Genomic DNA, 13,691 nt, shown 5'->3' with positions numbered 1-13,691 from the left:
TTGATAAAAGGTCAATCGCTTATCCCGTCTTGTTTGTCGCCAATCGCGTCGCTTGCAAGCAACCCAGCAGGTCAAAATTGAGAATACTGCGATCGTTAAGCCAGCGTAGAACCGTCCGCTCGTCGCGAGGTTACCTGACGTGATGTACATCCCAACGGACAGAACGGCCATGAAAACAGAGGCATTTAGTGCCGATAAGGTGGCAACAAGTTGCAGCGTCGTGTAGCAATCATCGCGTGCAAGTTTGTTCAGCGAAGTGGCCAAAGGCGCTGATGACTCCGGCGCCAGATAAGGATTGAAAGACTCATCGCTATGATCGCGCATTGCCAACTCACTTAGCATGTGTATTCGATTCGATTTGCGATCGGTAGCAAATCCACAGAGGACCGCCGGTCGCGCGATATCCCAGTTCCTATTGGGCCCGAATGAATCTCTTGGATCCGCCTCCGACAGACCGCCGCCTGCATGTTTATTGTAAAAAGGTAGCGTTACATGGTTGTGCCTTTATCATAAAATCGAATAAACTATTCGCGTATCGGATAGTTTGGAATTTTGCCTAGACGGGTTAGTCTGCGGCACGAATTCGGGGACAGATTCGGGGGCAAACCGTTTACGAGAAGTCAATAAACCCAAGAAAATCCTAGTTGCCCTCATAGCTCAGTTGGATAGAGCGCGGCTTTCCTAAAGCTGAGGTCGCAGGTTCGAATCCTGCTGGGGGTACTGCTCATAATACCTAGCGAAAACAAGGCTCAAACGCTTGTTTCCAGCCGTCCTTCGGCAAGGCGCTAATTTCCAGCCAAAACGGTATGTACCGTTTTGGGAAAACCTTAAAGGTAGGAAATCCGCCATGCCCAAAATGACCCGTTCCATTCCAAAACTTCGCCGACATGCCAGCGGCCATGCTGTCGTCACCCTCGCTGGCCGCGATCAGTATCTTGGTAGATGGGGCAGCCAAAGAACTCCATCTCAAGCCGTTCTTCGTCGCTATGATGCCACAGTCGCCGAGTGGTTAGCCTCCGGACGACCAACGCGCAACGTGCACACCAGCGATGCTATTGACCTAGCCACACTGCTGGTGAGATTTCTGAAACATGCCGAAATGAACTATGGGACTGCCAGCAAAAGCAGCCGATACTTCAAGTTCAAACAGATTGCGCAAATGCTGCGTCCCTATGCACTGCAGGATGTCGACGCGTTCGGCCCAGTCCAGTTGAAAGGGATCCGCCAGCAGATGATCGACGATGGCCTCAGCCGAACGACCATCAACCAAAACGTAGGCAGCATCAAGCAAATCTTTAAGTGGGGAGTTTCGGAACAATTGGTGCACGTAAGTACGTTTCAGACTCTCAACTGCGTCGCCGGACTACGTGCAGGATTTGCGAACGTCAAGGAATCCAAGCCCGTTGAGGCCGTAGAACGTGCAACAGTTGAAAAGACGATACCGTTTCTGCCACCGGTTGTCCAAGACATGGTCCAGTTGCAGCTAATCCTTGGCTGCCGTCCATCGGAAATCTGCAATCTGAGAGTAGGTGACATCAACCAAAGCGAAACGCCGTGGGAGGTTTCCCTAAAGGATCACAAAAACGCTCATAGAAGCAAGTTCCGGATCATGTATTTGGGGCCCGGCGCAAGAGAAATCATAAGCAAGCACATCACTGGACTATCGGCTACCGACTATGTGTTCTCACCAATTCGTTCCGAAGAAATGAGGCTGGCGGAGCGATCGACTCTACGCCGCACGCCGAAGAATCAGGGCAATCACCGAGGCTACTCAAGCTTTACAAGATCCAGTCGGCGAACACGGACCAAACCACCGAATGATCACTACGATCGCTGCAGTTACGCCCGCGCAATTTCGCGAGCCTGCGAGAAAGCTTTTCCCGCACCAGAGAATCTCGCCGAAGCAGACGGCAAAGCTTGGCAACGCCGTCATCAATGGAGCCCTAATCAGATTCGGCACTTGGTCGCGACGCAGGTACGTAAAGAGATGGGGCTGGAAGTTGCTAGTATCGTGCTGGGGCACTCCCAACTTTCGACGACGCAGATTTATGCTCAGCGCGATTTGCAAAAGTTGAAGCAAATGATGGAAGCCAACGGCTGAACCAAGTCACCTCCATGTGGGGTAAGGCCGATTTGGACCGACGATTCCAACTGTTGTCAGAAGTCTGCGATTTTACGCAAATCTCACTTGCCTTTCATGAGCGCCAACCGAATAATGTTGGCAGTCATAGCGACCGATGAAGTGACTAGGTAAAACTCGGCTTCTCGGTGTGCTCTCTTTTCACATTCGGGTCAATGTGAATCTTACTTTTAGGCCCAACAACACCGCCGAATTTGACGGTGTCTTGGGATTTAAAGCTCAAATTTAAGCCTATTGCCGCGGCTAACGGTCGACTGGCACGTAACTTGTTCTGTGTCGCTATCGAAATGCAAGCTGGCGAAAAAGGCAGGCACGCGTAGTTTTGCATCGATCAGAATCGTTTGGTTACCGTTTAATTGCGGTCCGCTTATGACAGCCCGTACCAACACTTGCTAAGCCAGTGCTTAGCTAAAGCAAGATACTTACGATTTCTTCTGCAAAGCTTGCATACGACTCATCACTAAGCACCGGCTCCTGTTCAGATCAACGATTGCCTCTTGCTGAGCAGGCATGATCCATGTTAACGGGAGCCCATTTCTTACTTTTGTTATCTGCATAGATTCTGCAAACAGAAGGAATAAATGATGGTCGCCGCAAATCGTCTTGGTTTGACTGCTCCATCAAGACATGATGAATACTGAGAAAGACCATGTATTCCAAAATGATTCTAGTCATAGTCGAAAGCTTAACCCTACGTCTGAGGAACGCTTCCCAATTCGCGAACTTCCACGTCGATTACCACAAACGACAAACAAGCATGGGGTCAAAAAGGACCGATCGTTAGTAACGATCAGACGGTGGTACAGCCAAGGAGTCCGAGGGGTCAAGCTCCAAGTCGAAGACATGGGAGGACTCATTTTCACCACAGAAAAATGGGTCTGCGAATTCTTCAATAATGTGACAGTTGCTAGATCCGCACCAAAGCAATTTAATTTTACGCGTTCCCAGGACGAAAAGTCTATGACGCAAAGTGTGCAAGAACTTGATGCGATGCTCAATTCCCCTGCGAGCCCGAAACATACGGACCAAACCTCAGGCTAATTAATGAGACGAAGCACAACGGCAAACTAAATTCGACGCAAAAACGCGTCATATAACATGATGGATCCCTAGTACTTGGACCATTACGGTGGCGAAAGCTACCGCTTAATTTTTGTTTCCTGTCAGGCCAGTGGTGGTGGTTGCATCAACTATCGCCTCTGGCTCTTTTTTGGGAGGTATAACGCTATGTCACACATCGTGACGGTTCAAACGAAGGTTCGAGATATCGACGCTGTCCGACAAGCTTGTCGGAGACTTCGGCTGGATGAACCGATTCATGGTCCTGCCCGACTATTCACCAAGATGGTCAACGGCTGGATCGTACGGCTACCCAATTGGATTTATCCAATCGTTTGTGATGTCGCCAAAGGCGACGTACTTTACGACAACTTCGAAGGCAGGTGGGGATCGACTTCCGAGCTTGATCGCTTCTTGCAAGCCTACGCGGTCGAGAAGGCCACATTGGAGGCCCGCAAATCGGGGCACTCTGTCTATGAATCGACGCTGGAAGACGGCAGCATCAAGTTAACTGTCCAGATGGGAGCCGCGTAGATCCTATGAAGACTATAGAAGTTGTCGTCACAACCAAAGGCGAAGTCAAAGTCCAGACGAAGGGATATTCTGGAGCGGACTGCGTCGACGCTTCTCGAGGATTCGAGCAAGCGCTTGGCATCAAGAGTTCAGAGGTACAAACCGATGAATTCTTTCAGGTTGCAACCGTCGTGCCATCGACCCAGCAACAAACGCGTTAGCTTCCTAAGCTAACTCACCTCTTTATCGTTGAAACCCACAGCCGCTATCCAGCGGTTTTTTTATGCACCTATCCGAAAGTTATCATGATGAGCAGTTCACTTTCCAATGAACTATCAGAACTGATCAGGGCGTGTTTCACCGGCATTTGGGTTAAGTCCCACGAGGCCAGCGAAGCAATCGCCGAGATCAACCAACTTGCACGATCGCAACAATGGAACCCACTGCTGTGGGAAGTCGGTACTGGAATCAGCGCACCCTCTGGGGAGACGATTGCTGATACAAACGACCCTCTGTCGGCGATACGCTCGATGTCAGCTTTTACCGAAGAGCATGGCACCAATATCTTGGTGCTGAACAATTTCCATCGCTTCCTTGGCTCAGCGGAAATCATCCAGGCCACCTACCGAGCGGTCCTGGCTGGAAAATCAAGTCGCAACATCCTCGTGATTGTCGCGCCCGTGCTACAAATCCCGCCTGAACTCGAACGACTCTTTGTGGTCGTGGAACATCAAGTCCCTACACGTAGTGAACTCGATGACCTTCTGCAGTCGATTGCGACAGAAGAAGGAGATCTTGGGGATGAAGCGACGCGGCAACAGATTCTCGATGCCGCGATTGGTTTGACACGTTACGAGGCTGAGAATGCGTTCTCGCTTTCATTGGTTCGTAACGGTACTGTCCAACCAGAAGTAGTTTGGGAATCAAAGACCCAGACCTTAAACAAGTCAGGGCTACTATCAATCTGCCGAGGGACGGGCAACTTCGACTCGCTGGGAGGCCTAGCGTCTCTCAAAGCGTTTACGAAGCGGGCATTGCTTCGCTCTGGCAGTTCGTCGGTCAAGCCACGCGGGGTGATGTTGCTATCTCCACCGGGATGTGGCAAATCGGAATTCTGCAAAACGCTAGGAAACGAAATTGGTCGTCCGGTTGTCATTCTTGACGTCGGCGCCTTAATGGGTTCCCTGGTCGGCCAAAGCGAGGAACGCACCCGCGAAGCACTTCGCATCGTCGATGCATTGTCGCCTTGTGTGGTGATGATCGACGAAGTTGAGAAAGCTTTCGCGGGCATAAATGGCCAGGGGGATAGTGGCGTGTCAACGCGAATGTTTGGCACTCTGCTGTCATGGCTTAACGACCATACCTCTGACGCGTTTGTAGTATGCACGTCGAACGACATCTCGCGATTGCCGCCTGAGTTTACGCGTGCTGAAAGATTCGATGGAGTTTTCTTCATCGACTTGCCAAGCCGTCAACAAAAGGATGCAATTTGGTCACTGTACCGCCAGCAATTTGCGATCGACAGTCGCGAAACGCAACCATCAGACGACCAATGGACAGGAGCGGAGATTCGATCGTGTTGTCGATTGGCGACACTACTGGATATTCCACTGACTCAAGCAGCTCAGAACCTCGTTCCGGTGGCGATCACAGCCGCCGAATCGATTCAGAAGCTTCGCAAGTGGGCCAGTGGCCGCTGCCTGGATGCAGACACGCCCGGCATTTATCGATACCGCGAGTCGCTTGCGTCCGGTTCTTCTCGCAGAAAAGTCACTCGCGAGAGCAGTGACTTAGGTTAAGAGCCGACGCTTCTGAGCGCTAGCTCCACATGCAGGCTAGCTTTGCAATCTGCTCTACCAACGAAGGATGTGAAAACTCCATGCTTTTTACTTTAGCCCTTTGCTGCGTGCTTGTAGCCGCTGCATCGCTCGCTGTGGCACATGTACATCAAGCCAAGCACGAGCGACTAATTCAATTCATTAACCAACTTTTGACAAGGAACGACCATGTGCAAAACCAAGCACAAAACAAGAATGCTCTGGATGGCGGTGGTAATTATTTACCAACTCGCCCTTCCAGGCTGCTCTGTCGGCATTCGAGATCCGGCAGAGTATATCGACGCGCTTCGCGAGCAAAACGAAGAACAGAGACTTCAGGCTCGCAGCGCTCTCGAGGCGCATCGACAAGCTGCAGCTTCTTCCCGCGATCTGGTAAGCGCCGACGCATCAGCCCGCAAGGACTGGGTGGCAGTGCAAAACCAGATCGAAAAATCCCGAAACGACCTTTTGATTCAACAGAAAGCCATTCTTGATGGCTATGACCAGTTGGAACTAGAGCGTCAGAGAATCGCAGCCCAGAGACTTACCAATTCTACCTTGAGCGAACTAATGGGAGCAGTCGGACCTGCTCTTGTTTGTTCGCTGCCTTTTGTGCTGCTGTTATTTGTTTTGATTCGCAGCGAACGGACTTTTCGCAGCGATCCTGTACCACAGATTCTACTCGACCAACTGAGAGAGTCTGCTTTGACCGTTCGCCAGAGTGCGAACGCGTCGACCAAAGCTTTACCTTACCTGAATTCAGAATTAACAGATGGAGATATGATCAATGAGCACCGCAACTGTTGAAGAACGGAGCGCTTCTCGCACAACAACTGCTTCAAACACAGCAGTCGATCGGCTGCAGGAATCCACGGCCGCCATGCGGCTGCATATTCGCTGGCTCGGAATTCGGAAAACTCTGAACGAAGAGCAAAAATCGATCGCTGCGAATGCTTTCGATGCAGATCAGTCCGTTGTATCGGCGGCCAAAAAGCTGCTAGATACGTCACATCCAGCATTCCGGGCTGTTTCTGCTATTCGTACAGAAACAGTCAGTTACTGGAGACGCAACACGCTGCCCTATGTAGAACCTGGAGTAAGGTTACTACCAAGACGCGATGTCATCGATCTGGAAGAATACTTGACTTCGTCACGAAACCGTCTGGCAGAGGCGGTGGAAGAACTGGCGTCCCACTATCCGCAGCTAGTCAGCCAAGCCCGCCAGCGACTAGGCGACCTGTTCAACCAAGCCGATTATCCGGATTCGCTTTCGGAGATGTTTGGGATCTGTTGGGACTATCCATCTATGGAAGTTCCAAGCTATCTGCGGCAGGTGTCACCGGAGGTTTATCGTGCGGAGTGTAAGCGGATTCAAGACAGCTTTCAAGAAGCTGTTGAGATTGCGCAAAACGCTTTCGCACAGGAACTCCGGGATCTAGTGACACATCTTGCAGACCGACTTAGCGGGAGCCAAGACGGCAAGCCTAAGATCCTCCGCGACAGTGCAGTGACCAATCTGCTAGAGTTTTTCGATCGCTTTGAGCGTTTGAATATCACTTCTGATCAGTCGCTGCAGGAACTAGTTGAGTCAGCCAGGGCCGTTGTAACTAACACAACTCCCGAGGACCTTCGCCTGCGAGGTTCGCTGCGAAATCAAGTGGCAAATGAGCTGCAAAGGATCGAGACATCGATCAGCAATCACTTGCAGGATCGACCACGGCGCAACATTCTTCGCAGGAGCGTGGCATGAGCGACCGGTCATCGCAGTGGAATATAGTGGTTCAGGCTGACGGAGTTGTGAAGATGATTTACAACGAGCTAGTCGATGCATTTTCGCTAGGCGAAGTCGACATTCGCCGAGGCTCGCATGTCGAGCCGAGTGAGGATGGCTACTGGTATGCGGATCTATCGCCTGTATCTGGTCCGAAACTAGGGCCATACTTGCAGAGAAGTCGAGCGATTGACGCAGAAATTGAGTGGCTGAACTCAAACTGGCTCTCGCCGGAGACCTGTGTGCCACCGCTTCAAGAGATGGTCAGCTAACACATGGCGAAGGTGGCTGCGTACGCGGCCCTCTTCGCCTTTTTTTAGCTATTGGAACCAGAACGCTTCGAGTTGCTTTTTTGCGATGCAACCTACAGCATGGTATTGCCGTCCAGGAACCACCACGTCTCGCGACAGAATACTCTGGCCATCTTGTCTGTCGGCAAGGCCATTAGGCGTTGCGTGGTCAGCAGCAGAAAACCGGGCGCAAGCTCGTCGCAGGTGTGTTCATCTAAGTAATCAACCACCCGCTGTGGACGGTCATGCGCGACGCCGCGACTGGTGCGATAATCGCGAGCCTTATAGACCATGCAGGCAGGGTCAAACAGAACTACCGCCGCTAGATCTTCGCTGGCCACCTGTAGTCTCCGCAGCCCCTCGATCGATGTAAATACGTTGCCTTCGATCCACCAACTTTCTGGCGTTTTCCTGCACTCAGGGACCAGTCCGTGCTGCTGTAGCAATTCGTAAAATGTGGTCGAGTAGTTCCGACTTGGATACAAAAACACGGTAACCTTATCGCCGCTCGACTTTATCCATGGAATCATCCTTTCTACCATACTCTCGAAACGCAAGAACCCGGCGGCCATCAAACCAATCCGCTGAAGCCCCAAACGTTGCAACAAATCATGATCCAGGACAACTCGATCAAAACCCCTGTCGCCTTGGCGGTTGATCCGTTCAGCTGAAATCAAAGTTGGACTCATCGTAGTTGGCGAACTCTTAAGGACAGTATTGGAAAGCAACATAAAATCAACCTATAGTTTGAAACCACACTCAGAACAAAACTTCGAATCTGGACTGATCTTGGCATGACAAGCATTGCACTCAACATCTAGCACCGCCTGCATGAACGCAGTTCGGTCACCAAGCTCAACATAGCGCGGTGTCTCCGATTCCATTCGTTGAAGCACTTCGTCAATCATCAAAACACAATCAGCCTTGCTACCAATTGACTCTCGCTCGCCGTCTGCCACGCATCGCACACAACCTTCGTCAGCGATGCATGAACACTGCTGAACGTGACTGCGGGCCTTAGCCAACAGTTCCGGGACGCGGTCGAAAACGCATTCCGTCAGATTCACGCCATCGTAAACATTGTCGTACAGGTAGATTGCCAATGAACCATCTTTCGTCCGATCCGTGGCGGACGAGTAATCCTGCGCATCGCAGGGCCCACTGATAGTCGGAAACAGTTGTGCCGCTAGCCGTTCAATCGCATTAATTGTCAGCTCTACCGGAACCCTTAGCTCCGGACGCATTTGCGATAACAGCGCTTCGGCAAAAGCGATCCCGACGCCTTCGGTAGGTAATCGATGCGTTGGCATCCCCGTCGGCTGGTGGACTCGCACTGTTTTCCCACTAGCATCCTTTTCAGTGACTGCTTTTAAGTATTCGCTTACATCGAGTTTCGCCAGTGTAATCTTGATATCCGAATACTCACGAATCCTGATGGGCTGCCTTTGCTTGATCGACTTCTGAACGAAAGAAACGGTTTCATTGAAGGTAAACTCGGGCACGACGCGGACAAGATGCTTGCCTTTAACAACATCCTTCACTCGGTAGCTTTTGCCGTTGTGTCGATACAACGCGTTTCGCGGAGCTTCTCGTAAAAGATGAAAACTTCCAATCTCGCCAATCGTCTCCTGGTTATAGACCAATTGATATCGGACCTCTCCGGTGTTTCGTAGACTAACATCGATATGCGGGTCGGCTTGAAAGAACTCCGGCCGGTCCAGCTTGCCATCGTTGCGTAAATCCTGGATCAATTGAATCTGCTCACCCAAGATATCGAACTGCAGCCCTTGCTCTCCAGCACCCGACTCATGGACGGCACAAGCATAATGCTGACAGGATACACGTTCATTGGCCATGTTCAGCGCTAAGGTTTCGTTGACCCTTGAGAAAAGCTCATGCGGATGCTTGGCGTAGTAAGCATCCAGCGGCGTGTCACTGGGTAGTAAGATAATAGCCCCGTCCCGCCCTCCCCTAGCAACGCGTCCGGCTCGCTGCCATAAACTCATCATCGAGTTCGGCAGTCCCATGCAGATGACAACATCCAGACATCCAATATCGATCCCCAATTCTAATGCGCTCGTACTAAAGACCAGCTTCTTCTCCCCCGAACGCAGCTTGGCTTCAATCTCTTCTCTTTCAACAGAAGTAAGTCCTGAACGATAGACGGCGATGCGTTCGTCTAGCTCCCCGTCCTTCTTCTTGAGCCTAGCCAGCATGCGTTCCGCCGTAATTCGGCTAGGACAAAATACAATGACATTTAAGCCCTTCTCGATCAGCGACACCGCAAGTCGACGTCCAGCATCATAATAATGCTCCGAACTGCCAAGCATCCAAAACTTTCGCCGCCCTTGCAAGCTACCATCGGATTCAGGCCCAACGATTTCAAAGTCACAGCCCACCAAGTTGCGAAGATGCTCTTGGGGATCAGCGATGGTCGCACTAGTGGCTATAAAACGAGGGTCCGAGCCATGCGCATTGCAAATCTGTCGCAGTCGACGCAGCACATAAGCGACGTTGGTGCCAAAAATACCACGGTATTCATGACACTCATCGATAGCGACATATTTTAAGTTCGCGAAGAACCGTGCCCAATGGTTATGGTGATGTTGCAGAATTCCTAAGTGCAACATGTCTGGATTCGTCAGTAGCAGCTGGACTTGATCACGGATCGATTTGCGATCTTCGGACGGAGTCGAACCATCGTATCGACTAGCGAAATATGGCGTCCGATTTAACCGACCCGCCGACGCCGGCACGAGCGGTAAAGCCTCGCGAAGCTTGATCAGCTGGTCGTTCGCTAAAGCCTTCTGCGGATAGAGGAACATCGATGTCGCGTTGGCATCACGACAGACCGCATCGAGAGCTGGCAGTGCGAAGATCAGAGACTTACCGCTGCTGGTCCGCGTCGCAGCAATCGTGTTAGCACCCGACAGGACCGATTCGATTGCTTGTTGCTGATGGGAATACAGTCCGTGCGGTGCAACTCGTTCGATGTACCGCTTCAGATGTGGATGTAGTGTGCTGTTGGAGCGATCCGCAAATCGGCCATCACGCGGTCCATCTGCCGGCGGATCATAAATGACTCTTAATGATTCCGAAGTACGCACCAATTCGTCGACGGTCGAAATCACGGACGACTTGTTCACGCTAACACTCATTCCAGGCAACCCAGCTCACAAGAAAACCACTAGTAATGGATTCTCATATTTGCGATTGTCGTGCCAACCACACAAATCAACGTGATCGTTGTGCAAAAGCCCGCTTTTTACACTGTTGTTCGCGCGGCAAGGCTATCCACCATATAAACACTTTTGCTTCTATACAAAAATACTTATCTTTTCTTTCGCCGCTGCTGCTACCACACTTTCCGGCTTCCGTTAAGTGGCAATCGCGAACCGTGAGCTAATGCTCAACGGCTAACTTTCCTGGATTCAAAAACTGACTTGCCCTGCGTATTTTTTATAAATTAGTGCCAAAGTATCGACTTCTCCCATCAAACATTTGCCGGAAATTGCCGTTATGACCTCTCGGCAGCGGGGTATCCAGATTCTTAGTTCATCGGCCGGGCCGAAAGCAACTGATAGCTTCCACCAGTTCGAAGGTGGTAGACTCGCGGTGATACTCGGACCAGCGATGCTCATACGTTTTCTGATTTAGTAATTGCACATCAGTGGTCTGTCCCAATGGGCCTTCGATTAACCCGTAGTCAAAGCGTATTCCACCAAGATTGGTCAGGAAGTAGCGGGGATGCATTTTGTCGCCATCGGTTTTCTGTCGCCATTTAAAAACGTCAACTTTTCCGATGCCTGGATAGTTCGCCATCACGGGTTCGATTCGAGATTGGAAAAACTTCATGTCGCCAAGCTTTTCCGAACCATGAATCTCAAATCGTAGATACTTTCGGGTTTTCGCAGCACAACTGTCGAAGATGCACCGAAGCGTCTTCAGTGCAGGTGGATCGCTTGTAAAGTACGGATCCACTAGCACAATGTCGCAACTGATTCGGCCTAGGGGTCCGACGCATTGTGCAATTGCTTCTGCAGTACGTGGAATAGGTTTGCACTCTACAGCCCATAACGGATGGCTGTCGTCGGCCTCCATAACTCGCAGTAGATTTTTCGTTTCAATATCCTTGTCGGTGAGAATCGCGTCGAACTGTATCGCTTCTTCGACTGCGATTGCCGACTGCAGCCAATTTTGCCCATCGAAACTCCGGTTGTCATGCAAACTGGCAACGGAGCTTTTCAGCTTTACCAGTCGTTCGGTTAGAGCCTTTTTCTCTCTATCAGGCAATTGTGCTGCTTCAATTGCGTCATAGACCATCCTGGTCCATTTTTTTGGATAAGCGGTAATGATTCGACCGTGCGGAATCCCAAATTGCTGCATGAGGACCCAGGCAGGGCCGAATCGTCCTAAAAGTTCAGGGTCAACAGCATATTCGCGAAGCATTAGAACAGCTCCTCTCCGCGTTCCTCAAAGAACCCTTCCGGCCATCGATCGATGAATTCCCCTTCTTCATCGATCCTTAATCGCGCGCACTTAATTCCATCTTCCTGACGATACAGATAATTCACCGAGATCGAGTTCGGTAAGAACTTATCATCAGATGGTTCCTGCTCCGGGTCGTTTGTCTCTCGAATTCTTCTTAAAATTCGTAGTAACATGTGCTCGCTGTGAGTTTCAATAATGGCCTGTTTTGAAGACACAATGTTGTCACTACTCTCGCTCTCTTTAGCCTCTTTCACGAAGGCTTCAATCATCATATCCCCTAAGCGAGTTTGGGCTCGTGGATGAAGATGTAGTTCTGGTTGTTCAATTGTAACAACCCGTTTTGCGTTGTGCTTTTCTGGCAGAGGGCTCAAGCAATGAAACAAGACGGGAATGATTTGGGAGATACCAATCCCGACCGAATGCGGCTTAAGCAATACGCCACTTTCTTTACGCACCATGGATTTGTTCGGTCGCAAGAAGATCGTGGTTGGCAGGCTAGTAGGAATATTGCCTGTGGAAGGGTCTATTACACGATCCCAGTCGGGTTTTAGAGTCTCACTTCCCGAGACCAAATCTTTACCTGCAACGTAAAGCGGAACAAAGACAATACCTTCCAACACATAGCCTAAATCCAATCCACTTTCACGCATCCACTTGTTGTACGATTCCAACTGAGCCTCGCTTCCGCCGCACGAAAGCTGATCCCAAGCCGTCAAGCCACATGCAACACGGTCCTTACAATACACGCGTCGTGGCACAAAATCGACGGGTAAATCCCGTAGCGGACCAAGCGGCACCAGCGACTTGAGATGTTCAATCAAATGCGTTGATATTCCATTGATCCAATTAAAAAAGTAATCAACGATACGCTGTGCATCTTTTTCGTCTTTCGTGATAGCGATGACTTCCTTGATTGGCTCTGTATTTGAAACAAACGTCGCCGTCCCAGCGATCCGGCCAATGGTTGAAGATGAGACAGTAATTCTTTCAGGCCAATCTACATCATCCGGGCACATTTTGTTCTTGCCAAAGAATGTAAGCTCGCAATCTACAATGGAATGCGTGTATAGTAGGGAACGAAATAAATCATTTGGCCCCGTATCAGCTTGAATGTCATAGGATATCGTTGCGATTGACTCTTTGCCGGCAAAGAACTCATAGGAATCCACTTGGAATCGGTTTCGGGCGTAACGGAATGTAACTTCCATTGCAACGCGATCAACAACCTCAACTGGCTCAAATTCGCCAACACTTGGATAATAGTCCAGGTCGTCATCCCCCTCGGACCACCAATTGAATGAGAGTTCGACTTTGATTTTGATCTTCCGATCTAAATCGCCATTAAACACCACGTCTCTGAATGTCTCGAAATTGACAAATCGTCCACCCAAGATAGAACGATCCGGAGATTCGAGACCTTCAACTAGTACTTCATACAAGAACAACAATGCGTGAAACACGCTAGTTTTTCCAGAGCTGTTGGGACCGTACAGTAGCGTTAGAGCTGCCAAATCTATACGCTGGCGTTTGCCAAAGCCACGGAAGTTTTCGATCTCGATTGCTGTGATCATATCCCTGAAGTTACGTCGAATTAGGTTGAAGACAGATTC

General features: G+C 50.3%; 11 protein-coding genes and 1 tRNA gene. 8 read left to right on the top strand and 4 right to left on the bottom strand.

From position 1 onward, the window contains the following. The first annotated feature begins 646 nt into the window (after positions 1-646). From SH302x_RS27390 to SH302x_RS27355, 8 genes are all read left to right on the top strand, one after another. A tRNA-Arg gene (locus SH302x_RS27390) sits at positions 647-720 on the top strand. A gap of 127 nt (positions 721-847) precedes the next feature. Beyond that, entirely contained in the window at positions 848-2,101 is a 1,254-nt protein-coding gene (locus tag SH302x_RS27385; protein WP_479366329.1) for a tyrosine-type recombinase/integrase, read from the top strand. Between the two features lie 1,266 nt (positions 2,102-3,367). Further along, positions 3,368-3,733 (top strand): DUF1257 domain-containing protein, encoded by a 366-nt coding sequence (locus SH302x_RS27380; protein WP_479366328.1) that lies wholly within the window; start codon positions 3,368-3,370, stop codon positions 3,731-3,733. A gap of 5 nt (positions 3,734-3,738) precedes the next feature. Further along, complete coding sequence (locus SH302x_RS27375) at positions 3,739-3,933, top strand: DUF2997 domain-containing protein (protein ID WP_479366326.1); 195 nt, start codon at positions 3,739-3,741, stop codon at positions 3,931-3,933. Positions 3,934-4,017: 84 nt separating this feature from the next. Next, positions 4,018-5,511, top strand: coding sequence for an AAA family ATPase (locus SH302x_RS27370; RefSeq protein ID WP_479366325.1), 1,494 nt, complete (start codon positions 4,018-4,020; stop codon positions 5,509-5,511). Positions 5,512-5,718: 207 nt separating this feature from the next. Continuing rightward, positions 5,719-6,336, top strand: coding sequence for a hypothetical protein (locus tag SH302x_RS27365; protein ID WP_479366323.1), 618 nt, complete (start codon positions 5,719-5,721; stop codon positions 6,334-6,336). Beyond that, on the top strand, positions 6,317-7,279 hold the full coding sequence (locus tag SH302x_RS27360; RefSeq protein WP_479366321.1) for a hypothetical protein: 963 nt from the start codon (positions 6,317-6,319) through the stop codon (positions 7,277-7,279). The genes SH302x_RS27365 and SH302x_RS27360 overlap by 20 nt, the downstream gene beginning before the upstream one ends. Continuing rightward, positions 7,276-7,572 carry a hypothetical protein gene (locus SH302x_RS27355; RefSeq protein ID WP_479366320.1) on the top strand — a complete coding sequence of 99 codons (297 nt, stop codon included), beginning with the start codon at positions 7,276-7,278 and terminating at the stop codon, positions 7,570-7,572. Before SH302x_RS27360 ends, SH302x_RS27355 begins: the two co-directional genes overlap by 4 nt. Positions 7,573-7,664: 92 nt before the next feature. On the opposite strand, the gene SH302x_RS27350 is transcribed toward SH302x_RS27355, so the two are convergent. The 4 genes from SH302x_RS27350 to SH302x_RS27335 form a co-directional block, all read right to left on the bottom strand. Next, on the bottom strand, positions 7,665-8,267 hold the full coding sequence (locus tag SH302x_RS27350) for a hypothetical protein (RefSeq protein WP_479366318.1): 603 nt from the start codon (positions 8,265-8,267) through the stop codon (positions 7,665-7,667). 63 nt (positions 8,268-8,330) lie between these two features. Beyond that, entirely contained in the window at positions 8,331-10,736 is a 2,406-nt protein-coding gene (locus tag SH302x_RS27345) for a DEAD/DEAH box helicase (RefSeq protein ID WP_479366317.1), read from the bottom strand. Positions 10,737-11,145: 409 nt separating this feature from the next. Next, complete coding sequence (locus tag SH302x_RS27340; RefSeq protein WP_479366316.1) at positions 11,146-12,039, bottom strand: hypothetical protein; 894 nt, start codon at positions 12,037-12,039, stop codon at positions 11,146-11,148. Then, the gene (locus SH302x_RS27335) at positions 12,039-13,652 is read right to left on the bottom strand and encodes a DUF3696 domain-containing protein (protein WP_479366314.1); all 1,614 of its coding nucleotides are present in this window, start codon (positions 13,650-13,652) and stop codon (positions 12,039-12,041) included. The genes SH302x_RS27340 and SH302x_RS27335 overlap by 1 nt, the downstream gene beginning before the upstream one ends. Positions 13,653-13,691 lie beyond the last annotated feature (39 nt).

Source organism: Njordella calcicola, from assembly GCF_056494125.1.
The sequence above is the reverse complement of the archived record's forward strand: the minus strand, read 5'-3'. Positions and strand labels throughout refer to the sequence as shown.